The organism is Arthrobacter sp. SD76, from assembly GCF_049726125.1.
GTDB lineage: Bacteria > Actinomycetota > Actinomycetes > Actinomycetales > Micrococcaceae > Arthrobacter > Arthrobacter nitrophenolicus.
The window spans coordinates 2386465-2410079 of record NZ_JBNBLR010000001.1 but is presented as its reverse complement, the minus strand read 5'-3'; the positions used below and the strand labels follow the sequence as shown (position 1 = coordinate 2410079).

Here is a 23615-nt window from a genome sequence, read left to right as displayed (position 1 = left end):
GTAGCCGCCTTTATTCGTACTGGAATCTGCGGACTGTCTGCGGACTATCGCAGCATCACCCGCAGGTCCGGCTAGACGCCGTAGTAGAGCTCGAACTCGTAGGGGTTCGGCGCAGGGACAGCGGGCGGATCTCGTTTTCGTACTTGTACTCGATCCAGGTGTCGATCAGGTCCTGGGTGAACACGCCACCGGCCTGCAGGAACTCGTTGTCCTCGCGGAGGGCCTCCAGGGCCTCCTCGAGGGTGCCCGGTGCCTTGGGGATGTCCTTGGCTTCTTCGGCGGGGAGCTCGTAGAGGTCCTTGTCGATCGGAGCCGGCGGTTCGATGCGGTTGCGGATGCCGTCAATGCCGGCCATCAGCTGGGCAGCGAAGGCCAGGTACGGGTTGGAGGAGGGGTCCGGTGCGCGGAATTCGATGCGCTTGGCCTTGGGGTTGCTGCCCGTGATGGGGATGCGGATACCGGCGGAGCGGTTGCCCTGCGAGTAGACCATGTTGACCGGGGCCTCGAAGCCCTTGACCAGGCGGCGGTCAGAGTTAACCGTCGGGTTGGTGAAGGCCAGGACGGCGGAGGCGTGCTTCAGCAGGCCGCCAATGTACCAGCGGGCGGTGTCGGACAGGCCTGCGTATCCCTTCTCGTCGTAGAACAGGGGCTGGCCACCGTTCCACAGCGACTGGTGGCAGTGCATGCCGGAGCCGTTGTCACCGAAAACGGGCTTCGGCATGAAGGTCACTGACTTGCCCAGGCGTCTGCGGTGTTCTTGATGACGTACTTGAACTTCTGCAGGTCATCGGCAGCGTGGGTCAGGGTGGTGAACTTGTAGTTGATTTCAGCCTGGCCGGCGGAGCCGACCTCGTGGTGGCTGCGCTCAACTTCGAGGCCTGCTTCGTCCAGGGCAACGCACATGGCGTCGCGCAGGTCAGCCTGCTTGTCCGTGGGGGAGACCGGGAAGTAACCGCCCTTGACGGGGGTCTTGTAGCCCAGGTTGCCGCCCTCTTCCTCGCGGCCCGTGTTCCAGTGGGCTTCCTCGGAGTCGATCTTGTAGAAGCTGCCCTGCGGGGAGGACTGGTACTGGACGTTGTCGAACACGAAGAACTCAGCTTCGGGAGCGAAGAACGCGGTGTCGGCGATGCCGGTGGATGCGAGGTAGGCTTCAGCCTTCTCTGCTACGCCGCGGGGGTCGCGGTGGTACGGGTCACCGGTGCGGGGGTTGACGATGGAGAAGTTCAGGGCGAGGGTCTTCTCCATGCGGAAGGTGTCCAGGAACGCGGTGGTCACGTCCGGGATCAGCTGCATGTCGGACTCTGCGATGCCTTGGAAGCCGCGGATGGAGGAACCGTCGAAGAGCTGGCCGTTGATGAAGAAGTCGGCGTCAACACTCTTGGCGGGGACGTTGAAGTGCTGCTGGACGCCCGGAAGATCGGTGAAGCGGATATCGACGAATTTAATATCTTCGTCCTTGATGAACTTGAGGACTTCGTCCGCAGTCTTGAACATCTATGCTCCTAACGCATATGTAATATCTGGCGTGCAAGCCATCTGATCCAGCGCAATCCGAAAGCAGGGATAACCGAGGGTTTCCCTGCTGTGAGTTCCCTGCCGGGGGATTGCTTGAAACTTCCAACAGCCTATGGACGAGGCATTTCCCGTCCGTGTCCGCATTGTTTCGGGCAGGTTACAGAATGCCCTGATATGGCAACGCTACAGCCCGTCCACACTGTGGTCTAACCCCATCCGCGATGTGGGCGCACGCAGGCCCGCCGGTCGGTAAGCTTGGACAGTGGTAGATCGCAAAGACATTGGTTCCTGGCTCAGCGGACCGGACACGTCAGGTATCTCCAGGTATCCCGGGGAACGGCTGGGACTTCCGGAATCAGGCCCGGGCTCGATTGCGCGGGCAGGGCGGCGCATCCTGGCGATCATGATCGACTGGGGCATCGCGCTGCTGATCAGCAACTTTGCCTTTGGTGGGAATTCCTGGGCCACTTTGGCGGTGTTCGCCGTCGAGCAAACGCTCCTGGTGGGCACCCTCGGCTACAGCATCGGGCACCGCGCCATGGGCCTTGCCGTGGTGAAGCCGGGCGGAGGAGTCCCGGGCCCGCTGGCTGCCCTGGTGCGGGCGGTGCTGCTCTGCCTGGTGATCCCCGCCGTCATCTTCGACCCTGACCAGCGCGGACTGCACGACAAGGCAATGAACACCCTGCTGATCCGCCGGTAAGGCCCACTATGCAGGGCCGCCCGCAGGCGTCTCCTAGACGCGTGCGGACTCCTTCGTAACATCGGGGCTGGCCTCCGCAGGAACACCGCCGAGGTATCCCCGCTTACCCGCCCACCGCTCGAACAGGATGGTGGCGAACGGGAAAACTGCGGAAATACCGGCGAAAAAGGCCACCATGAACGGCCAGCGCTGCAGCCTCCACAAGGCAAGCGCCGCAGCACCGTAGGCCACAAACAGCGCGCCGTGGATCGGCCCGGCCACCTGCACTCCAACCTCGGTGGTACCGGCAATCCACTTGAAATACATGCCGGCCAGCAGGGCGGCCCAACTGATGGCTTCGGCGACGGCGAGGATCCGGAAAGCGCGGATGACCGGGTTCTTCAATGGCATGGTGACGTCCTGTCCGTGGGGGGCAGTGGAAAAGGGATTTGCAGGTGCAAGAAAACGCCCCGGTGGCCGGCCGGAACCGGTAACCGGGGCGTTTCCAGACCTAGCGTCCGCGGTTGGGACGCGCCTTGTAGGGGTCGATGCCCTTGGGGATGGGGAGCCTGTTGCCCAGCGACGCGATGCGCTTGGCCACGGCGTTGACTTCGACCTTCGTCAGTTCCTTCTTCAGCTTGCCCATCTTCTTGGCAACCTGGCTGAGCGGCACCTGGCCCTCGCCGCGGCCGCTCTCGATCACGTGCACGGTGACGTTGGGCAGGATCCGCGCAAGGCGCTTCCGCTCTGCATCCAGCAGCGGCTTAACGCGGTGGCTGGGGCCTTCGCTGACCAGGACGACGCCGGGGCGGCCGATGGCGCGGAACACGGCGTCCTGGGTGCGCGGGTTAACGGCAACGGGCTGTTCTTCGGTGATCCAGCCGCGGCGCAGGGTTCCGAGCGCTGCGCCGGAGGCGCCGGGCTGGTTCTCGATCTGGGCGAAGGCGGCGCGCTCTGCACGGCGCGAGAGGATCAGGGTTGCGCCCAGCAAACCAAGCGGGATACCGATGATCAGGCCCGTAATCCAGTTGTCCAGCCAGAAACCCACCAGGAAGCTCACGGCCACGACACCAAGGAACACCAGCAGCATCAGCCACGGCACCATGGGATCGTGCCTGCGGGTCATGGTGAAGACTTCGCGGATCTGCTTGAGCCTGCTGGGCTTCTTGGCCTTGGCTTCTTTCGGCTTGCGCGAGAAGAGGCCGCGCTTCACCGCGCTGGAGCCCGCCGGAGTGGAGTTGCTGGAATCAGGGGATTTCGCCATAGTGCCTCAATTCTACGTGACTTAAGGCCAAGGGCCGGACGCCGAATCATCGGCGTCCGGCCCCTGGGGCACGCTCTGCGATATGAAGTTGCTGTTTCCTCAGGAGTGGGCGGCAAGGACGCTGGCGGCTTCCTGGCGGGTGGTGCCGGAGTCCTGGATGCCGTCGGCGATGTGGGCCAGTTCGGCGGGGATGTCGCGTCCTTTTTTTGCGCATGGCGGTGGCCCAGAGCCGGCCGGCGCGGTAGGAGGAACGGACCAGGGGGCCGGACATGACGCCGAGGAAGCCGATTTCCTCGGCTTCGTGCTGGAGGTCCAGGATCCTGGGGCTTGACCCAGCGGTCCACAGGCAGGTGCCGTTCGGAGGGGCGAAGGTACTGGGTGATGGTGATCAGGTCGCAGCCGGCCTGGTGGAGGTCGCGGAGGGCTTCGCTGATTTCTTCGCGGGTTTCGCCCATGCCCAGGATGAGGTTGGATTTGGTGACCATGCCCTGGTTCCGGCCCTGGGTGATGACGTCCAGGGAGCGTTCGTAGCGGAACGCGGGGCGGATGCGCTTGAAGATCCTGGGCACGGTTTCTACGTTGTGGGCGAAGACTTCGGGTTTGGAGTCGCAGATCGCGGTGATGTGCCCGGGGTTGCCGGAGAAGTCGGGGATGAGCAGTTCGACGCCGGTGCCGGGGTTCAGTTCGTGGATTTTGCGGACGGTTTCGGCGTAGAGCCAGACGCCTTCGTCTTCGAGGTCGTCGCGGGCGACGCCGGTGACGGTGGCGTAGCGGAGCTGCATGGACTGGACGGAGCGGGCCACCTTGGTGGGTTCGAACCGGTCCAGGGGTGAGGGTTTGCCGGTGTCGATCTGGCAGAAGTCGCAGCGGCGGGTGCATTCGGAGCCGCCGATGAGGAAGGTGGCTTCCTTGTCTTCCCAGCATTCGAAGATGTTGGGGCAGCCGGCTTCCTCGCAGACGGTGTGCAGGCCTTCTTTTTTTGACGAGGTTCTTCAGTCCGACGAACTCCGGGCCCATCTGGACCTTGGCCTTGATCCACTCGGGCTTGCGCTCCACCGGGACGGCCGCGTTGCGCTGCTCGATCCGCAGCATCTTCCGGCCTTCGGGTGCCAGTGTCACAGTAGAGCTCCTTCAGGGCTTGATACGAGTGCTTCTTCGTGCTTGCGGAATTCTTCCACAATGCGTTCAACGATGTGGGCCGGGCGGATGTCCTGCCCCGTCTCCAGGGACATGGTGGTCACTCCCGCGTCCGTGATGCCGCAGGCGATGATCTGCCCGTACGGCGCCAGGTCATTGCTGCAGTTGATGGCGATGCCGTGCATCGTCACACCGTTCAGGACCCGGATGCCAATGGCGGCGATTTTGCGGTCGGGACCCTTTTCGTCCGCCCTGATCCAGACGCCGGCCCGGCCTTTGATGCGTTCGGCCGGAATGCCGTAGTCGGCCATGACGGCAATCATGATCGCTTCCAGCCGCTCAACGTAGTCCCGGATCCCCGCGCGGTTCTTCAGCTTGAGGATGGGGTAGGCAATGAGCTGGCCGGGTCCGTGCCAGGTGAGCTTTCCACCGCGGTCCACGGCCACAACAGGCGTGCCGTCGAAGGGCCGCTCGTGGTCTTCCGTGAGCTTGCCCGCGGTGTAGACAGCAGCGTGTTCCAGCAGGAGCACAGTGCTTGGTGCCTGGCCGGCGACTACTTTGTCATGGAGTTCGCGCTGGATGTCCCACGCCTGCTGGTAATCCACGAGTTCGGGGGCCAGACCCAGCTGTGAAAACTCAAGAGTCATGGCATCCAGCTTAGACCCCGCAGCGCCGCGTACCCGGTTTAGTGGCCAACCTCACCACCTGCCCGCACCACCTCGCAGTATGGCACTGCCTGTGGATAACTTCTGCAGGGAGCGGCGGATTCGGCTAGACATGAGGGATGGACGAGACAACGGCTCCGCTGGTTCCCGGCTACACCACCGGTCGCCTGCTCGGCTGCGGCGGAAGCGCCACGGTCTGGCTCGGTACTGACCATCAGACGGGCCGGGAGTTCGCCCTGAAGTGCTTCCGCCCGGCGCGTGGAAGCCGGCGCGGCAGTGGTTGCCGGTCCGAAGAGGCTGGACAGGGAGACGCTGCACAGGAAGGCGCTGTACAGGAAGACAACGCCGCACAGGAAGCTGCTGTGCAGCGGGAGATCCGCATCCTCTCCGTCCTGGATCATCAGCACCTCACCACCGCGCACCACGCCGTCCGTTTCGATTCCAGCTCCGGCGGCGGCACGGCGCTGGTCCTGGACTACGCACCGGGTGGTTCCCTCGCCCAGCTCGTTGCCGCCCGGGGCAGGCTGGGCGTGGGGGAGACAGTCACCGTTGTGACGCCGATTGCCCAGGCGCTTTCGTACCTGCACGGCAAAGGGTTCACACATTCTGACGTTTCGCCCGGGAACGTGCTGTTCACCAGCCAGGGCAAGCCGCTGCTCTCCGACGTCGGGATCGCACGGATCCTGGGTGATCCCGGCCATGGGCAAGCCTTCGGCACGCCCGGTTTCCTCGATCCTGCACCGGTGGATGCGGTCCGTGCCGGTCTCCAGCCGGAACGGGATGTCTATTCGCTGGCCGCCGTCGGCTGGTACTGCCTCACCGGCGCCGCCCCGCCGGCGACGGCCGAGCGCCCACCGCTCTCCCTGCTCGTTCCGGACGTTCCGGAGGAACTTGCCGCCGTCCTGGAAGCCGGGCTCAACGAGGACAGGCGGCTCCGGCCGACGGCCGCGGCCCTGGCTGCTGCCGTCTATCGGAGCGCCCCGCCCCGCCCTGTCGACCTGGCGGCCTCAGTCCATCCCACCGTCCTTCCGGAACTGGTGACGCGCAGGCATGTCCCGCCGTCGTCCGGGTGGCACAGGATCATCCGGCCCTCCAGGCTTAAGGAGAAGCTGGATGGCTGGAATCGCCGGCATCTGGCGGCACGGTGGGTCAAGGGGCGGGCCGCCGGTCCGCGGCTGCCGTTCCCGGCCACTGCCACCGCACCCGCTGTGCACGATAAACACGCTGTGCACGGAAAGCACGCCGCTCCCAGGGGCATGCCGGGCCGGCGGCTGCGGCGGTTGGTCATGCCTGCCGCGGGTGCCGCGGCCCTGGCTGTTGCCTGGTGGATGGCGGCGGCGCCGGCAGGCCCGCTGACACCCGAACCCGGCAGTACAACCGGAGCGCCAGCCGAAACTGTGGCTGGTGCCGGGAAGGCAGCTGCAGGCGCCGACGCGGTCCGGGAGGCAAGGCAGCATGCCGCTGCACCAGACCCGGCCGTGGCCGTGGCCGGCCTTGCGGCACTCCGCGACCATGCGTTCGCCAGTGGCAGGCTGGAACTGCTGGATGAAGTCAACGCGAAAGGATCACCGGCGGCTGCCGCAGACGCCAGGACCGCCGGGAGGCTCCGCGGCCCAGGCCATGTGCTGGCCGGGTTCGCCAGCCTCCTGTCCGATGTCGTCACGGAAGGTGCCTCGGGCGGGCGGGCCGTGGTCGGGGCAACTTCGGCCACATCCGCGTACGAGGAGAAGGACCGTGCAGGAACGGTGCTTGCATCAGGTGCCGCGAGCGCCGGCCAGCGCCTGCGCCTGGTCCTGGTGTCTGTTGACGGCAGGTGGCGGATCAGTGAGATCCTGCCCGGGTCCTGAACTTCAGCCGGGGCCGGCGGAACTAGTCCAGGGCCTCGGCGCCTTCGGTTCCGGCCACCCACTGCGCTGCCTGCGCCAGCGCCGGATGCTGCCACCGGAATCCGGCGCCCGCGAGGACGGCAGGTTCCATCCGCTGGCTGGACAGCAGCAGTTCTTCGGCCAGGTTCCGCATGACGAGCCGCAGCACCGGCGCCGGAACCCGGAAGATGGCCGGCCGGTGCAGGGCACGTGCGAGTTCTTCAACGATGGTGTTGACATCGGCATCTTCGGGAGCACACAGGTTGACCGGTCCGCTGACCGGCGACTCCAGCAGGAAGAGGAAGGCGGCGGACACGTCCGGAAGGGTGATCCACGGCCAGAACTGCCTGCCGTCGCCGAAAGGCCCGCCAACGCCGAGCCGCAGGAGCGGCAGCAGCCTGCCCATGGCCCCGCCCGAGCGGCTGAGGACCACACCGGTGCGGGGCGTGACAACCCGGACTCCCGCGGGCGCAGTTGCAGCTGCCGCTTCCCATTCCACGCAAATCCGGGACAGGATGCCCGAGCCGGCCGGCGCGTCTTCCCGGAGGACTGTGTTCCCCGTGTCGCCGTAGTAGTTGGCACCTGACTGGCTGATGAACGTCGCGGGCGGGACATCCAGCTGCCGCATTGCCTGCGTCAGTGTGCGGGTTGGCTCAATGCGCGAACTCAACAGCTCATCAACCCGCTTCCGCGTCCATGGCCTGTCGCCGATGCCGGCACCTGACAGATTCACGACGGCGTCGGCCCCCGCCAGCACGGAGGGGTCGAGCAGGCCGTTCGCCGGATCCCAGCGGATTTCCCCGCTCGAGGCTGGTTCGCGCCTGACCAGGGCGGTCACCTCGTGGCCGGCGTCGCGGAAAGTTTCGGACATGTGGGTTCCGAGCAGCCCGGAGGCTCCTGCCATAACGATGCGCATGCTCCATCACACCACGGGTGCGGCCGGCGGCACCTCCGGCAGGGCCGCGGAAGGGTTGACTATGATCAAACGATGACTTCTTCGAGCTACTTCCGTTACCCGCATGTGCATGGTGACCTCGTCACTTTCGTGGCCGAGGACGACGTGTGGATCGCCCCGCTGGAGGGTGGCCGGGCCTGGCGGGTCTCCTCCCTGCAGCTGCCCGCGCGCAACCCCCGTTTCACCCCCGACGGGAAGCGCCTGGTGTGGACCGTGGTCCAGGGGACGGCACCGGAAGTCGTGTCCGCGGACGTTGACGGCGGGAACTACCGGCAGCTGACCTACTTCGGCCACAGCACCACCCGGGTCAAGGGCTTCACGGCCAGCGGGTCCGTGCTGGTGACCAGCGCCTTCCGCCAGGCCGAAAGCCGGCATACCTACGCCTACAGCGTCCCGGTGGACGGCGGCTGGGCGGAAGAGCTGCCCTTCGGCCCCGTGGAGTCCGTGGCGTTCGGACCCGAGGTGGGGGATGAGCGTCCTGTGGTGGTGGGCAGCGTCCTGTCCCGCGAACCGGCCTGGTGGAAGCGCTACCGTGGCGGCACAGCAGGAAAGCTGTGGATCGACGCGGACGGCAACGGGGAGTTCGAGCGCCTTCTGCCGGACCTTGACGGCAACCTCGCCGACCCCATGTGGGTGGATGGCCGAATCGCCTTCCTGTCCGACCACGAGGGCTACGGCAACCTTTATTCGGTCCTTCCCGGCGGGAAGGACCTGCGCCGCCACACGGACCACGAGGATTTCTACGTCCGGCATGCCGCCAGCGACGGGAAGCGGGTCGTCTTCGAATCGGCCGGCGAACTGTGGATCCTGGACAGCCTGGACTCCGAGGCCGTCCGGCTGGATATTGCGCTGGGCTCCGCATCCCAGTCCCGGCGCCCGGCACTGCTGAAGACCTCAAAGCACCTGGGCGCAGTGGTGCCCGACGCTACAGGAACAGCAAGCGCGGTTGAATCGCACGGCACCATCCACTGGCTCCGCCACAAGGACGGGCCCTCCCGGATCGTTGAGGCGACGCCGGGGGTGCGCGGGCGCCTGCCACGGCCGCTCGGCGACGGCCGGATCGCCTACGTTGCCGACCACGGCGGCGTGGAGGCGCTGCACATCAGGGACATTGTGGCAACGGTGCCGCACGCCGCCCTGCCCGTCGGCAAGGAACACGCCGGCAAGGGACACGGGACAGCGGCAGCCCCGGCAGGCGCCGTACAGCTTCCCGGTGAGGCCGGGGACGGGGCGACGGCGTTGCCGCAGCCCGTCCCCGCGGCCGGCGCCGCGGTGCTGGCCGGCGCAGGCACCTTCGTCCCCGCTGACGACCAGCAGGCGGATACCCAGCAGGCCGACGTCGCCCCGGAGGACACCGTCTCCGCAGCGGACGCCCAGTCCGGGCGGACGCCCCGGGGATCAGCATCCCCCTGCCGTCCCGGGCCAGTGCCCTGGAGTCCAGCCCCGACGGGCGCCGGGTAGCCGTTGGCACTTCCTTCGGCGAGGTGTACGTGGCAGACACCCGAACAGGTGACTTTGTCCTGGTGGCGAGCATCGGGGAAGGCACCATAGGGGAGCTGGCATGGTCACCGGATTCCCGGTGGCTGGTCTGGTCCGAGCCGGTCACGTCCTTTGGTTCGCGCAGCCGGCTCCGGCTGGCTGACATGGCAAACCCCGGCACGTCCCCCGTGGACGTGACGGACGGCCGTTTCGGCGACAAGTCACCAGCTTTCACCCCGGACGGCAAATACCTGGCGTTCCTGTCCAACCGCAGCTTTGACCCGGTGTATGACGGCCACTCTTTCGATCTCTCGTTCCCGAGCCCCATCAAGCCGTACCTGGTGGCACTTGCCGCCGGGACGCCGTCGCCCTTTGGCCCGGCGGTGGCACCCGACGGCGGCGAAGGCTCCGGGACGGATACCTCCGGCGGGCAGGAATCCGGCGAAACTCCGGAAGTCGCCGTCGACCCGGAGGGCCTTGCCCACCGCGTCATCACCGTCCCCGTGCCGCAAGGCAACTACACCTCCCTGGGAACCGCGGACGGCGCGCTTCTGTGGCTTGACTGGGCCCTGGCGGGCGTCACCGGCGACGGAAAAGCGAGCCAGGACGACAAGGAAGCCCGCCCCAGCCTTGTCCGGTTCGATATCGCCCGGCGCAAAAAGGCCACGCTCGTCGAGTCGCTGGACAGCTACCGGCTTTCCGGCGACCGCAGCACCATTGTGCTGATCTCCGACAAGCAGGTCACGGCGGTTCCGGCGGATGCGAAAGCGGACGAGGAATCGGGGAAGCTGGTCAAGGTGGACCTGGGCCGGATCCGCGTGATGATGGATCCCCTCAGTGTCTGGGGCCAGGCCTTCGACGAGGCCTGGCGGCTGCAGCGGGACTTCTTCTGGGCAGAGGACATGGCGGGGCAGGACTGGGAATCCATCCATAAGCGCTACCGGCCGCTGGTGGAGCGCCTGGGATCGCACGATGACCTGGTGGACCTCCTGTGGGAGATGCACGGCGAATTGGGCACCTCCCACGCCTATGTCCGTCCGGCGCCGGTCACCGAAAACGGCAGCCAGGGGCAGGGCCGGCTGGGCGCCGATATTGCCCACACCCCGGCGGGGTGGGAAATAACCCGGATCCTGGCCGGCGAGTCCTCGGACCCGTTGGCAACGTCTCCTTTGACGCGGCCCGGCGTGGACGCGAAGGCCGGAGACATCCTGCTGGCCATCGACGGTGTCCCGCTCTCGGCGTCCGTCACCCCGGCCATGCAGCTGGTGGGCGCGGCGGGCCGGGCCGTGGAGCTGACCCTCCTCAACGGTCCGGCACACGCAGGTGCGGCCGGCACCCAGCGGCGGGTCGCCGTCGTTCCGGTCAAGGACGAGGAGCGCCTGCGGTACCCAGGAATGGGTGGCCGGGAACCGCCGCACTGTGCGGGAAGCATCCGCCGGAACCTTCGGCTACCTGCATATCCCGGACATGATGGCCAACGGCTGGGCACAGCTGCACCGCGACCTGGACACCGAAACCGCACTGGACGGGCTCATCGTGGACGTCAGGAGGAACCGTGGCGGCCACACGTCCCAGCTGGTGGCGGAGCTGATCGGCCGGAAGGTCACCGGCTGGAGCATGCCGCGCGGCGAGAAGCCGCGGACCTATCCGCACCACGCACCGCGTGGACCAGTCATCGTGCTGGCGGACGAGTTCGCCGGTTCGGACGGGGACATCATCACCCAGGTTTCCAAGCTGCGTGGTATCGGTCCCGTCATCGGAACCCGTACCTGGGGCGGCGTGGTCGGCATCGATAACAGGTTCGCCCTGGCGGACGGCACCGGCGTCACCCAGCCGCGCTACGCCAACTGGTTCAGCGGGGGCGTGGGGTGGAGCGTCGAAAACTACGGCGTGGACCCCGACATCGAAGTGGCCTACCCGCCGCACGCGTACGCCGCCGGCCGGGATCCGCAGCTGGAGTTCGGAATCGGTGCGTTGAAGGAAATGATCCAGGAGCTTCCTACCGACCGCCCGCCGGCCCGCGAGGGGTACCGGCGGCTCCGTCCCGCCCCGCTGCCGGCCCGCAGCCAGGCCAGGTAAGTCCGGGAACAAGAAAAGGCCCTGCACCTCCGGAATCCTCCGGGCGTGCAGGGCCTTTGCCGTTTACCTGGGGATCAGGACTTCAGGGTGGCGTCCATCGTGATGTCGATGCTTGCCAGGGCGCCTGAAACCGGGCAGCCCACCTTGGCTTCGCCGGCAATCTTCTGGAACTCGTCCTCCGAGATTCCCGGGACCCTGGCTTCGACCGTCAGGTGGCTGCCGGTGATGCCGGTACCCGGAACGAAGGTCACGTCGGCCTTGGCACGGACTTCTTCGGGAGTGTGTCCGGCCTTTGCAAGTTCATTGCTGAAGGCCATGGAGAAGCAGGCCGCGTGGGCTGCGGCAATCAGTTCCTCAGGGCTGGTCTTGCCGTTCGCCGCCTCGGTGCGGGCTTTCCAGGTGACATCGAACGTGCCCAGGCCCGAGGTGGCCAGGCTGGTGGTGCCGGCACCTTCCGTCAGGTTGCCGTTCCATACTGCATTAGCTGAACGTGTTGCTGCCATGTTCACTCCTCAAGTCGATGTGTACCGGGGCAGGCCGCTGCCTGGACCCCGCCGTTTTCCATCCTAGGGACTTCACCCGGCGGGTGCATCCGTGTCCGCTCCCGGTGGATTGTGACTCCGGGGGACGGGAAACGGATGGGGGTCAGTTCCAGATGGTGGCGATGGCGATGTTCAGCAGGGCCAGGCCGCCCACGGCATGGGCCAGGCCGGGGCTGACGTCCTGGCCCGCCTTGTACTTCCGGCGGCCGATGAAGGCGAGGACGCCGACAACCACGGCGATGACGAGCTTGATGCCCAGCTTTGCGTAGTTGGCATCCATGTCGAGGGCCGGGATGAGGCCCATCAGGGCGACGCCGGTGAGGAGTTGCAGCATGGCGCCGTCGAACTGGCGGGGGTGGACGGTGGGCTTCTTCATCTGCCCGATCCAGATGCCCACGATCATGGCCGCGCCGACGATGTGCAGGAAAACCACAATGTTGTAGAGGATGTTCATGGGACCAGTGTAGCCAGTTGTTCTACGTCCGGTAGTAGACGCGCTGACCCGCCGGCGCAATGCCTGCAGCGCCTTAAACGACGACGGCGGCGCCGGCCGCAGGTGGTTGTCCCACCGTTGGCCCGCACCGCCGTCGTCCGTGGCTGGCTGCTACAGTCCCAGGTCCGCTTCGAAGGCGCCCTCTTCAAGGCGGGCCTTCAGGGTCTGGAGGAAGCGGCCGGCGTCTGCGCCGTCCACCAGGCGGTGGTCGTACGTCAGCGACAGGTACATCATGGAGCGGATGGCGATCGAGTCGTCACCGTTTTCGTCGGCAACCACCACGGCGCGCTTGACGATCGCGCCGGTGCCGAGGATGCCCACCTGCGGCTGGTTGATGATCGGGGTGTCGAACAGGGCGCCCACGGAGCCGATGTTGGTGATGCTGAACGTGCCGCCGGACAGCTCGTCCGGGCCGATCTTGCCGTCGCGGGTACGGGCTGCTACGTCGGCGATCTTGCCGGCCAGGCCGGCGAGGTTCAGGTTGCCGGCGTCGGAGATGACCGGTACCAGCAGGCCCTTGTCCGTGTCCACGGCGATCGCCAGGTGCTCGGCGTTGTGGTACGTGATCTCCTGCTTGTCCTCATCGTAGGCAGCGTTGAGCTTGGGGTGCTGCTTGAGGGCCTCGGCAACAGCCTTGGCGATGAAGGGCAGGAAGGTCAGCTTGGTGCCGTTCTGGGCCTGGAACGAGTTCTTGGCCCGGGCACGCAGCTTGGCGATCTTGGTCATGTCCACTTCGTGGACCTGCGTCAGCTGGGTGGAGATTTCCAGGGACTCGCGCATGCGGCGGGCGATGACCTGGCGGATGCGCGGAGCCTTCTGCGTGGTGCCACGCAGGGAGGAAACCGGAGCGGAAGAAGCGGCCGGGGCTGCTGCCGCCGGTGCTGCGGCCGGAGCGGCGGCAGGTGCTGCCTTGGCCTCGGCAGCGGCAATGACGTCCTGCTTGCGGATGCGGCCGCCGACGCCGGTGCCGGAGAGGGAGGCGATGTCGACGCCGTGCTGGTTGGCCAGCTTGCGGACCAGGGGAGTGACGTAGCCGGACTCGCCTCCTGCGGACGGGGCTTCGGCTGCTGCCGGTGCGGCCGCGGGGGCGGGTGCTGCCTGCTGCGGAGCCTCTTCCTTCGGGGCCTCCGGTGCAGGTGCGGGCTTGGGGGCCTCTTCCTTCGGGGCCTCCTGGGCGGGAGCCTCCTGGGCCGGGGCGGCCGGAGCAGCCTGCGGAGCCTCCGCGGGAGCAGCGGCGGCGCCGGATCCGATGACGGCCAGGACAGAACCAACCTCAGCGGTCTCATCCTCGTTGACGCGGATTTCCTGGAGGGTACCGGCCACCGGGGACGGAATTTCGGTGTCCACCTTGTCGGTGGAGACCTCCAGCAGTGGCTCGTCAACCTCGACGCTGTCGCCCACGGCCTTGAGCCAGCGGGTGACGGTGCCTTCGGTAACGCTCTCGCCCAGGGCGGGGAGGGTGACTTCGTGGCCTTCGCCGCCGCCGGCGGGTGCAGCTGCTGCCGGTGCTGCAGCAGGAGCTTCCTGTGCCGGAGCTTCCGGTGCAGCAGCTTCCTGTGCGGGGGCTTCCTGTGCCGGTGCCTCTTCGGCCGGGGCAGCGGCGGAGCTTCTTCTGCCGGGGCAGCCGAACCGCCGCCGGAGCCGTCGCCGATACGCACCAGGGGTGCACCTACCTCGGCGGTCTCGTCTTCGGCCACCAGGATTTCCTCAATCACGCCAGCTACAGGAGAGGGGATTTCAGTGTCTACTTTGTCGGTGGAAACCTCGAGCAGCGGCTCGTCCACCTCTACCCGGTCACCTACCTGCTTAAGCCAGCGGGTGACGGTTCCTTCGGTGACGCTCTCACCGAGGGCGGGCAAGTTTAACGGATTCAGACATGTCGTCCCCGTTCTCCTTATTGATCTTTAGTGCGATTGAATGCTGCCTGATTTTGAGCCTGGTGCCCGGGTTTTCCGTGCCGGGCGCACCAGGCTCGATGGTGCTGCGGAAAATCAGCCGTGGAGCGGCTTGCCCGCGAGTGCCAGGTGGGCTTCGCCCAGGGACTCGTTCTGGGTGGGGTGTGCGTGCAGCAGCTGGGCCACATCCTCCGGGTAGGCTTCCCAGTTCACGATCAGCTGGGCCTCGCCCACCTGCTCGCCCATGCGGGCACCGATCATGTGGACGCCCACCACGGGGCCGTCCTTCTGCCGGACCAGCTTGACCAGGCCGGACGTGCCCAGGATGGAGCTCTTGCCGTTGCCGGCCAGGTTGTATTCCTGGGTCTGCACCTGGTCCTCGCCGAACTTCTCCTTGGCGGCCTTTTCGGTGTAGCCCACGGTGGCGATTTCAGGCTCGGAGTAGGTGACCTTGGGGATGTTGATGTCCTCGACGATCACGGGCTTCAGGCCGGCGATCTCCTCGGCCACGAAGATGCCCTGCTGGTAGCCGCGGTGCGCGAGCTGGACGCCGGGAACGATGTCGCCGACGGCGTAGATGTTGCCCACGCCGGTGTGCAGGCGCTCGTTGGTGATGACGAAGCCGCGGTCGATGGTGATGCCGGCTTCCTCGTATCCGAGGTTGGCGGTGACGGGGCCGCGGCCGACGGCGACCAGGAGGAGGTCTGCTTCGAACGTCTTGCCGTCAACCAGAGTGACCTTGACGCCGTTTTCGTTCTGCTCGACGCCCTGGAAGAACACGCCGGTGGAGAACTTGATGCCGCGCTTCTTGAATGCACGCTCGAAGTTCTTGATGATCGTGGCGTCCTCGTTGGGGACCAGGGAGGGCAGGCCTTCAACGATCGTGACGTCAACGCCGAACGACTTCCACACCGAGGCGAATTCAACGCCAATGACGCCGCCGCCCAGGATGATGGCGCTCTTCGGGATGGAGTCCATGGTGAGGGCCTGGTCGGAGGTGATGACCTTGCCGCCGATTTCGAGGCCGGGCAGCGTGCGGGAGTACGAACCGGTGGCCAGGACGATGTTCTTGGCCTTGTAGGCCGTGCCGTTGACCACGACGGTGTCCGTGCCCTGGAGCTTGCCTTCACCCTCGATGACGGTGATGCCCTTGGACTTGATGAGGCCCTGGAGTCCCTTGTACTTGCCGGCGATGATGCCGTCCTTGTACGCGTTGACGGCGGTGATGTCGATGCCGTCGAGGGTGACGTTCACGCCGTACTTGGCGGAGTCACGCGCGTGGTCCGCCAGTTCGGCGGAGTGGAGCAGGGCCTTGGTGGGGATGCAGCCGTTGTGCAGGCAGGTGCCGCCCAGCTTTGCCTTTTCCACGAGGCCGACGGTGAGGCCAAGCTGTACTGCCCGCAGCGCCGCAGCGTATCCGCCGCTGCCGCCACCGAGTACCAGGATGTCGAATTCTTGCGCAGTTGCCTGATCGGCCACTTAAACGCTCCCTCGCGTGAACGATGACGCGTTTCTGCGCGCATCATCTGGTCTTGGAACTTGCACTGCCGTGATTATGTCAGCAGGGCAACTCTCTTGCATTTGTGACTACCGTGGTTCACCTTAGCGAACCACTTATCCATGCTCCACCTTGGCACAGTGTTTGGGGAGCGCTTTGTGTCGAGTGTCACGCGGCATTGTGGCAGAGGGATCACCCCGCGCCACAACGCAGCGCGGCACTGGCCGGGTGCGTCAGGCGGCCGCCAGGATGTCCTCAACGTAGGCCACCAGGGTCCGGACCGTGCAGCCGGTGCCCTGCTTGTGCGTGTAGCCGTACGGGCTGCCGTTGTTAAAGGACGGGCCGGCGATGTCGATGTGTGCCCAGGGAATCTGCACGCCGTCCTTGTCCTTGCCCACGAATTCCTGCAGGAAGACGGCTGCGGTCATCATGCCGCCGTGGCGTTCGCCGATGTTGGCCAGGTCCGCCACCTGGGAGTCGAGGCTGGGGCGCAGTTCCTCCGGCAGCGGCATCGGCCAGACAAGTTCCCCCGCGCGGTCGGCCGCCGCCTTGAGGGCCGTGGTGACGACCTCGGAGCCCATGATGCCGGCGGTGCGGTTGCCCAGGGCGATCAGCTGGGCGCCCGTCAGGGTGGCGACGTCGATAATGGCGTCCGGGTACTCGCGGCTCGCCGCTACGATACCGTCCGCCATGACCAGGCGGCCTTCGGCGTCGGTGTTCAGGACCTCCACGGTCTTCCCGCCGAACATGGTCAGCACGTCGGCGGGCCGGGACGCGGCACCCGAGGGCATGTTCTCGGCGATGCACAGCCAAGCGGTCGCCTTGACCGGCAGGCCCAGTCCGGCGAGGGCCAGGACAGTGTTACAGGACGACGGCGGCGCCCGCCATGTCGCTCTTCATGTCGCCCATGCCGAGGGCCGGCTTGATGGAGATCCCACCGGTGTCGAAGGTGATGCCCTTACCCACCAGGGCGATCTTCGCCGTCGCCCGGGCGGGGGAGTACTCCACCTTGACCAGGCGGGGCTGGCGGGAGGAACCCTTGCCGACGCCCATGATGCCGCCGAAGCCTTCCTTCTCCAGCCGCTTCTCGTCCCAGACCGTCACCTTAACGGGAAGGCCCTTGGCCAGGTCCTTGGCAGCCTCGGCGAATGTTTCGGGGTACAGGTGGCTGGGCGGTGTGTTGACCAGGGAGCGGGTGGCATTGACGGCCCGGCCGATCAGGGCGGCGCGCTTCAGGGCAGTATCGAGTTCCTTCTGGTCGGCCACATCGGTGAAGACGATTGCCTTCGAGACCGGATCCTTCAGGCCGTCCTTCGCGGACCGGAACTCCGTAAAGGAATAGGCGCCCAGCGCGGCGCCCTCGGCGACGGCCGCGACGTCGGCCACCGACGCCGTCGGGAAGGCCAGGGCAACCGTGCCCAGCCCGGCCAGCTGGCGGACAGCGGAACCGGCGGCGCGCCGGAGGGCCTCGCCGGTGGGTGCCGTGCCGGCCGGAACCTTGCCGACACCGGCGAGGACGAGGATGCCGGCGCCTGTCTCGGGGAGGCCGGGCAGGCGGACGATCTGGTCTGCGGCACCGGTCACCCCGAGCGACTTGAGGGAATCGGTGAGCGCTTCGGCGGACTTCGCGGCCAGCGGGTTGTCCAGGAGGACCGGCCCGTCCGTACCCTGCCCCACGCCGATGACCACTGCGTCGCTGGGGCTCTTTTTTCAGGTCCCGGGAGAGGGTACTAAGGTTGATTTCCGTATTCTTGACCACAGGGATGAGTCCTCAATTCTCGAAGATCGGTACGGGCAGGGGTGCATGTTCGGCGCTCTGCCATGGAAAGCCGGATGACGGCCCTTCCGGATGCCATCCGGGGAGGTGCAAGGCCGCCTGGCAGGCCAGTTCCGATCGTAGCCCTTGGGTGCGCCGGCCGAAGAATCTTCTGAGATGTGCGCCACAGCGCCGCCCGGAATGCCCGGCCGCCCGCCCGCGTTGTAATTGATGTCCACCCGCATCCATGAAAGGAACATGCCGTGCTTGAACGGATCTCCGGCTCCCTGCTGGACCCTGACGCGCTCTATGCGAGCAACATCGAGCTGTTCCACAGCCCGGAGCTCCGCGGGCTGAACCTGGTGATGGGCTTTACCGGATTCGCCGACGCCGGACACGTGGTGAAGCAGGTCAACGCCGAGCTGCTCGACTCCCTCGATGCCCAGCCCGTTGCCGTTTTCGACGCGGACCAGCTGATCGACTACCGGTCCCGCAGGCCGCACCTGACCTTCGTCGAAGACCACCTCCAGGACTACCAGGAGCCGCGGCTGGCGCTGTACCGGCTGGTTGACGGCCTGGGCAAGCCCTTCCTGCTCCTGGCCGGGTTCGAGCCGGACCTGCAGTGGGAGCGGTTTGCCCGTGCCGTCGTCGGGATCGTGGAGAAGCTGGACGTCAACCTGGTGACCTGGATCCACTCCATTCCAATGCCGGTCCCGCACACACGGCCCATCGGCGTCACCGTGCACGGCAACAGGCCCGAGCTGATCGAGGGCATCTCCGTCTGGAAGCCCACCGTGGAAGTTCCGGCCGCCGTGGGCCACATCCTGGAGCTCCGGCTGGTGGAAGCCGGGCGGAACGTCGCCGGCTACGTCATCCACGTCCCGCACTACCTCGCCGAAGCGGAGTACCCGGCCGCGGCGGTGGCCGGCCTCGAGTACCTCGGCGCCGCAACGTCCCTCATGCTGCCCACGGACCGGCTGCGCGAGGCGGGCCGCGAAGTGACACGCCAGATCGCCGAGCAGATCGACGCGTCGGACGAGGTCCAGCAGGTGGTGTCACGGCTGGAGACCCGCTACGACGAAAAGGCTGACGGCATCGTGCGCCGCTCGCTGCTCGCCGACGAAAATGACGAACTGCCCGACGCCGATGTGCTGGGCGCCGCCGTCGAGGCCTACCTTGCCCGGGAGAACCCGGGGCAGTAGGCGTCCCGGGCGGCAGCCGGCGCGCAGCTGCGGGGGTGCCGCCGGGCATGCGGGCATAATGAAGACGTGACTGCACCCCGCGCTTGGCTGATCTGGACCGTTGGAATCTTCGGGTACCTGGTGGCCGTGTCACAGCGCACCTCCTTTGGCGTCGTGGGGCTTGAGGCCACGGAACGGTTCAATGCCACGGCCTCCGCCATCTCCTTCTTTACCGTCCTGCAGCTCCTGGTCTACGCGGCGCTGCAGATTCCCGTGGGACTCCTGGTTGACAGGTTCGGCTCGCGGGCAATGATCGCCGGCGGCGCCGTCCTCATGGGGATGGGCCAGCTGCAGCTTGCCTTCGCCGACAGCATCCCGGCGGAATCCTGGGCAGGGTCCTGGTGGGGGCCGGCGATGCCATGACATTCATCTCGGTGATCCGCCTGATCCCGCTCTGGTTTGCCCCGGCGCGGGTACCCCTGGTCACCCAGCTGACGGGCATGACCGGCCAGCTGGGCCAGCTGGTGAGCGTCATCCCGTTCGCCTTCGTCCTGCATGCGGCCGGCTGGACCCCGGCCTTCCTGATGCTGGCGGGGCTGTCCGCCCTGGCAGTATTCCTGGTGGTGGTGCTCCTGAAGGACGTCCCGCCGGGGACGGAGCGGCCGCAGGCGCAGCAGGGGCTCAAGGCCACTGGCATCTCCCTGGCCAGGGCATGGCGCCAGCCCGGAACACGGCTGGGCATGTGGAGCCATTTCACCATCCAGTTCAGCGGCACGGTGTTCGCCATGACCTGGGGCTACCCGTTCCTGATTTCCGGCCAGGGCCTGGAAGCCGGCACGGTGGCCGGGCTGATGGGTCTTTACGTGGCTGCCGGAATGGCCGTGGGTCCGTTCATCGGCCGCTTCGTGTCGCGGCATCCCCTCCGCCGCTCCACCCTGGTCCTGCTGATCGCAGGCACCACCGCAACCGCGTGGGCCGCGGTCCTGCTGACTCCCGGGCGTGCCCCCCTGTGGCTGCTGGCCGGCCTGGTGGTGGCGCTCGCCATCGGCGGCCCGGGCTCCATGATCGGCTTCGACTTCGCCCGCACCTTCAACCCGGCCCACCGGATTGGAACCGCCACCGGCATCGTGAACGTGGGCGGATTCATCGCTGCGCTGGTTGCCATCTACCTGATCGGGCTTGTCCTGGACGTCCTGTACGCCAGCGGCTTCTCCAACGGCGTCCTGTACGGGCTTGACCCGTTCCGCATCGCCCTGAGCGTGCAGTTCCTGCTGCTGGGATTCGGGGCCACAGCCATGCTGGTGTGCCGGCGCAAGGTGCGCCGGCAGATGGCGGCCCAGGGCGTGGTGGTTCCACCGCTGCGGACGGCCCTGGCCCGGCAGCGCCGCGAGAACCTCGCCCGCCGCCGGCAGACGTCTCCTCCCGACAGCGGCGACTAGTCCTCCACCGGCGGGACTACCCACATAGGGAAAATTCCTGCTGAAGCGCCTGCGCCATCGGGCCAATGCTGGAGCCATGACAGCTCCTGAACAACTCAGAATCACCGGACCCGAGGATGTCCTCGGGTACATACCCCATTCGCTGGGTTACTGGCCCAAGGGCAGCCTGGTGGTCATCACCATGCAGGGTAAAAGGCTCGGCGCCACGCTCCGGCTGGACCTGCCTGCAGGCCCGGTCCTGGCCAACCCGGGCAGATACCTTTCGACGGTCCGCGGCTATTTGGAGGCTGACACGGAGGCGGACGGCACCCTGGTGGCAATCTTTACCGGCGGCGCCGCTGCATCGGCGTCCGCCACCTACGGCCGCTTTCTTGCAGAACTGGACTCCATACTGTCCGCGGCGATGCCCGTCAGGGAGGCATGGTACGTCGGCACCGACTACTGGCGGGAGGCGTATTGCATTGATGCCACGTGCTGTCCCTTCCCGGGCAGGCCGCTCCAGGAGATCCTGGACAGCCCGCTGAATGCGGAAATGGTGTACCGCGGCAGCAGCGTGGGCCCGGCCCCCGAACCGCAATCCGCCCCTGCACACTCCAAATCTGCACAATCCACCTCTGCAGAATCCACCTCTGCACAATCCCCTCCGCTGCACGGCGCCACCGCCCGCACCGTTCCGAGCCTGCATCGGGAGGCCGTCCTTGAAGCCGAGGCCGGGTGGGCTGGAGAACTCGACCTCCGCAGGGGGAGCAGGGCGCAGCTGCTCGCAGTCCTCGACCTCTGGGAGGCTGTGCTCGCCAGGCCGCAAGGGGAACCATGGCTTCCGGAGGTGGAACGCGACGCGTTCCTGCGGGCATCCCTGCTGATCCCGGGCTGGCGGGACGCGGTCCTGGTGATGGCAGCTGCAGGGAAGAACGCAGCCGAAGCGGGGGCCGCCGTGTTCGGCATCGTCAAGGACGGCACGGATCTCCGCCCGGTGACTCCGCCAGTCCCGTTTCCGGCTGCGGATCCTCCGTCAGTGCTGCAGCGGCCGTTCCCGGCTCCGGTGCATGCCGTGGCGGACCATGGAGTCGCGGGCGTGAAGGCGAACAGCCCTGCCGGCGCGAACCCGGGCTACGCCGACGTGCTGATGGGCGTGCAGCCTGATGTGCCGGACTGGGCTGCCCTCGATGCCCTGGACGCGGTCCTCGATCACCTTGCAGCGGTGGGCGGGCCTGCCGCCGCGGCGGCGCTGACGGTTCGCGGCTGGATCTCCTGGTGCCGCGGGCGGGGTCCTACGCCGCCGCGCATTTTGCCTCTGCCCTGGAAGTCCAGCCGGGGTACCGCTTTGCCGAGCTCCTGCTGGAACTGGTGGGCCGTGGAGCAATCTGCGGCTGGGCCGGACGGAAAGAAGCGGCCTGGCAAAAATTCTGAACGGATGCCCCACGCCTGGCCTGGAGCAGCTGGCAACGACTGTATACGCGGACAGAGGGCATCGGGCGGTGCACGGGATGCGGGGTGGGCCCCGCGGCGGTGATTCGGTCACGGAGAGGCCCGATCCGGGGAAAACATGAGACAATGGATGCCGAGACCCGGTTGGGTCCGTGTATCGAGTGCCTGTGGATGTGCCCTCCGGGGAACATTGCAGCGGCTTCGGCAGTTGTCTTAAGTGACTCTGCCGGCCGTGGTGGCGCTTGGTTTTCACCACGGACTTGACAGGGTCATAGTGGTGTTGCCCGTATGGCGATTCCACAGACCACCGCTAGAAAGGTTTTCTGTGACCCCGTCTTCCACGAAGAAGGACCCCGCCGCCCAGGACGATGTGTCCCCCGAGGACAAGCAGGCTGCGACCGGCGCCAAGCGGGCAGCCACCAAGGCATCTGCCGGCGCGGACGGCAAGCGCGAGCCGAAGAAGCGCGGGCCCAAGCCTGGCGCCAAGGCGGCGGCCGAGGCCGCGAACAAGGCATCCGCCGGTGACGTTGACCCCAACGAGGCAGAGGACGTCGAGGATCTCGACGACATCATCCTCGAGGGACCGGAAGCGGTTGAGGAGGCCGACGCCGACGCTGACGCCGATCCCGCCAAGGCCGTTGCCGGCAGCGGCAAGGGCTTCGTCTACTCCGATGCCGATGACGACGACGCCCCGGTGCAGCAGGTCATGTCGGCGGGTGCCACCGCTGACCCCGTCAAGGACTACCTCAAGCAGATCGGTAAGGTCGCACTGCTCAACGCCGAGCAGGAAGTGGACCTTGCGCTCCGCATCGAGGCCGGGCTGTTTGCCGAAGAGAAGATTGCCGCCGATGACGGCTCCATGGACCCGAAGTACAAGCGGGAACTGGAATTCATCATCCATGACGGCAAGCGCGCCAAGAACCACCTGCTGGAGGCCAACCTCCGCCTCGTGGTGTCGCTGGCAAAGCGCTACACCGGCCGCGGCATGCTCTTCCTGGACCTCATCCAGGAAGGCAACCTGGGCCTGATCCGTGCAGTCGAGAAGTTCGACTACACCAAGGGCTTCAAGTTCTCCACCTACGCCACCTGGTGGATCCGTCAGGCCATTACCCGCGCCATGGCGGACCAGGCCCGCACCATCCGCATCCCGGTCCACATGGTTGAGGTCATCAACAAGCTCGCCCGCGTGCAGCGCCAGATGCTCCAGGACCTCGGCCGCGAACCCACGCCCGAAGAGCTGGCACTCGAACTGGACATGACCCCCGAGAAGGTCGTGGAGGTCCAGAAGTACGGCCGCGAGCCCATCTCCCTCCACACCCCGCTGGGCGAGGACGGCGACTCCGAGTTCGGTGACTTGATCGAGGACTCGGAAGCCGTGGTGCCGGCCGACGCCGTGAGCTTCACGCTCCTGCAGGAGCAGCTGCACTCCGTGCTGGACACCCTGTCCGAGCGCGAAGCCGGCGTGGTGGCCATGCGCTTCGGCCTGACCGACGGACAGCCGAAGACTTTAGACGAAATCGGCAAGGTCTACGGCGTCACGCGTGAGCGCATCCGCCAGATCGAATCGAAGACTATGTCCAAGCTCCGCCACCCCTCGCGGTCGCAGGTGCTCCGGGACTACCTGGACTAGGACGCAGCACGGCAACGCGGGCCATTCCGCGCCAGGGAACGAAAGTTTCCTGGCGCGGAATGGCCCGCGTTCGCTGCTTAATGTGGAGCTGCCGGTGGGCCTGCAGGGCACCACG

Annotated in this window: 12 protein-coding genes and 6 pseudogenes; 7 read left to right on the top strand and 11 right to left on the bottom strand. The window is 66.8% G+C overall.

From position 1 onward, the window contains the following. Positions 1-71: 71 nt before the first annotated feature. Positions 72-1494, bottom strand: a pseudogene (glnA, locus tag ACPEE0_RS11820) (type I glutamate--ammonia ligase). A gap of 283 nt (positions 1495-1777) precedes the next feature. Between glnA and ACPEE0_RS11815 the strand changes: the two are divergent. Then, the gene (locus ACPEE0_RS11815; RefSeq protein ID WP_009359101.1) at positions 1778-2215 is read left to right on the top strand and encodes an RDD family protein; all 438 of its coding nucleotides are present in this window, start codon (positions 1778-1780) and stop codon (positions 2213-2215) included. A 33-nt stretch (positions 2216-2248) separates the two neighbouring features. Here the strand turns inward: ACPEE0_RS11815 and ACPEE0_RS11810 are convergent, their stop codons facing one another. The 4 genes and pseudogenes from ACPEE0_RS11810 to lipB form a co-directional block, all read right to left on the bottom strand. After that, a complete protein-coding gene (locus ACPEE0_RS11810) occupies positions 2249-2605 on the bottom strand; it encodes a DUF3817 domain-containing protein (protein ID WP_035753608.1) in 357 nt (118 codons plus the stop codon). A 100-nt stretch (positions 2606-2705) separates the two neighbouring features. Next, positions 2706-3458, bottom strand: coding sequence for a DUF4191 domain-containing protein (locus ACPEE0_RS11805; RefSeq protein ID WP_009359099.1), 753 nt, complete (start codon positions 3456-3458; stop codon positions 2706-2708). Positions 3459-3557: 99 nt separating this feature from the next. Next, positions 3558-4577: pseudogene (gene lipA, locus ACPEE0_RS11800) on the bottom strand (lipoyl synthase). Next, the gene (gene lipB, locus ACPEE0_RS11795) at positions 4574-5242 is read right to left on the bottom strand and encodes a lipoyl(octanoyl) transferase LipB (RefSeq protein WP_354176265.1); all 669 of its coding nucleotides are present in this window, start codon (positions 5240-5242) and stop codon (positions 4574-4576) included. The pseudogene lipA and the gene lipB overlap by 4 nt, the downstream one beginning before the upstream one ends. A gap of 137 nt (positions 5243-5379) precedes the next feature. Here lipB and ACPEE0_RS11790 point away from each other — a divergent pair, with 137 nt between their 5' ends. Continuing rightward, positions 5380-7107, top strand: a complete 1728-nt coding sequence (locus ACPEE0_RS11790; RefSeq protein ID WP_009358965.1) for a serine/threonine-protein kinase — start codon at positions 5380-5382, stop codon at positions 7105-7107. 22 nt (positions 7108-7129) lie between these two features. Here the strand turns inward: ACPEE0_RS11790 and ACPEE0_RS11785 are convergent, their stop codons facing one another. After that, positions 7130-8041, bottom strand: a complete 912-nt coding sequence (locus tag ACPEE0_RS11785) for a TIGR01777 family oxidoreductase (RefSeq protein WP_035753485.1) — start codon at positions 8039-8041, stop codon at positions 7130-7132. Positions 8042-8113: 72 nt separating this feature from the next. On the opposite strand from ACPEE0_RS11785, the pseudogene ACPEE0_RS11780 reads away from it, so the two are divergent. Then, a pseudogene (locus ACPEE0_RS11780) lies at positions 8114-11638 on the top strand (S41 family peptidase). A gap of 74 nt (positions 11639-11712) precedes the next feature. On the opposite strand, the gene ACPEE0_RS11775 reads toward ACPEE0_RS11780, so the two are convergent. From ACPEE0_RS11775 to ACPEE0_RS11755, 5 genes and pseudogenes are all read right to left on the bottom strand, one after another. Next, complete coding sequence (locus ACPEE0_RS11775; protein ID WP_009358962.1) at positions 11713-12141, bottom strand: OsmC family protein; 429 nt, start codon at positions 12139-12141, stop codon at positions 11713-11715. A 142-nt stretch (positions 12142-12283) separates the two neighbouring features. Next, positions 12284-12634, bottom strand: coding sequence for a hypothetical protein (locus ACPEE0_RS11770; RefSeq protein ID WP_354176267.1), 351 nt, complete (start codon positions 12632-12634; stop codon positions 12284-12286). Positions 12635-12784: 150 nt separating this feature from the next. After that, positions 12785-14551 (bottom strand): annotated as a pseudogene (gene sucB / locus ACPEE0_RS11765) (2-oxoglutarate dehydrogenase, E2 component, dihydrolipoamide succinyltransferase). 113 nt (positions 14552-14664) lie between these two features. Beyond that, positions 14665-16047 (bottom strand): dihydrolipoyl dehydrogenase, encoded by a 1383-nt coding sequence (lpdA, locus tag ACPEE0_RS11760; RefSeq protein ID WP_407709424.1) that lies wholly within the window; start codon positions 16045-16047, stop codon positions 14665-14667. Positions 16048-16299: 252 nt separating this feature from the next. Continuing rightward, positions 16300-17825: pseudogene (locus ACPEE0_RS11755) on the bottom strand (leucyl aminopeptidase). 260 nt (positions 17826-18085) lie between these two features. Here ACPEE0_RS11755 and ACPEE0_RS11750 point away from each other — a divergent pair. From ACPEE0_RS11750 to ACPEE0_RS11735, 4 genes and pseudogenes are all read left to right on the top strand, one after another. Beyond that, on the top strand, positions 18086-19024 hold the full coding sequence (locus ACPEE0_RS11750) for a proteasome assembly chaperone family protein (RefSeq protein ID WP_009358959.1): 939 nt from the start codon (positions 18086-18088) through the stop codon (positions 19022-19024). A 66-nt stretch (positions 19025-19090) separates the two neighbouring features. Next, positions 19091-20442 (top strand): annotated as a pseudogene (locus tag ACPEE0_RS11745) (MFS transporter). 76 nt (positions 20443-20518) lie between these two features. Then, positions 20519-21955 carry a DUF4192 family protein gene (locus ACPEE0_RS11740; RefSeq protein WP_424574537.1) on the top strand — a complete coding sequence of 479 codons (1437 nt, stop codon included), beginning with the start codon at positions 20519-20521 and terminating at the stop codon, positions 21953-21955. Positions 21956-22195: 240 nt separating this feature from the next. After that, complete coding sequence (locus tag ACPEE0_RS11735) at positions 22196-23500, top strand: RNA polymerase sigma factor (protein ID WP_407709428.1); 1305 nt, start codon at positions 22196-22198, stop codon at positions 23498-23500. Positions 23501-23615: the final 115 nt, after the last annotated feature.

Bases quoted from the DNA above. Each gene is read 5' to 3' on its own strand.
- ACPEE0_RS11810 (WP_035753608.1), bottom strand. From the start codon at position 2,605: ATGCCATTGAAGAACCCGGTCATCCGCGCTTTCCGGATCCTCGCCGTC.
- ACPEE0_RS11805 (WP_009359099.1), bottom strand. From the start codon at position 3,458: ATGGCGAAATCCCCTGATTCCAGCAACTCCACTCCGGCGGGCTCCAGC.
- lipB (WP_354176265.1), bottom strand. From the start codon at position 5,242: ATGACTCTTGAGTTTTCACAGCTGGGTCTGGCCCCCGAACTCGTGGAT.
- ACPEE0_RS11790 (WP_009358965.1), top strand. From the start codon at position 5,380: ATGGACGAGACAACGGCTCCGCTGGTTCCCGGCTACACCACCGGTCGC.
- ACPEE0_RS11785 (WP_035753485.1), bottom strand. From the start codon at position 8,041: ATGCGCATCGTTATGGCAGGAGCCTCCGGGCTGCTCGGAACCCACATG.
- ACPEE0_RS11775 (WP_009358962.1), bottom strand. From the start codon at position 12,141: ATGGCAGCAACACGTTCAGCTAATGCAGTATGGAACGGCAACCTGACG.
- ACPEE0_RS11770 (WP_354176267.1), bottom strand. From the start codon at position 12,634: ATGAACATCCTCTACAACATTGTGGTTTTCCTGCACATCGTCGGCGCG.
- ACPEE0_RS11740 (WP_424574537.1), top strand. From the start codon at position 20,519: ATGACAGCTCCTGAACAACTCAGAATCACCGGACCCGAGGATGTCCTC.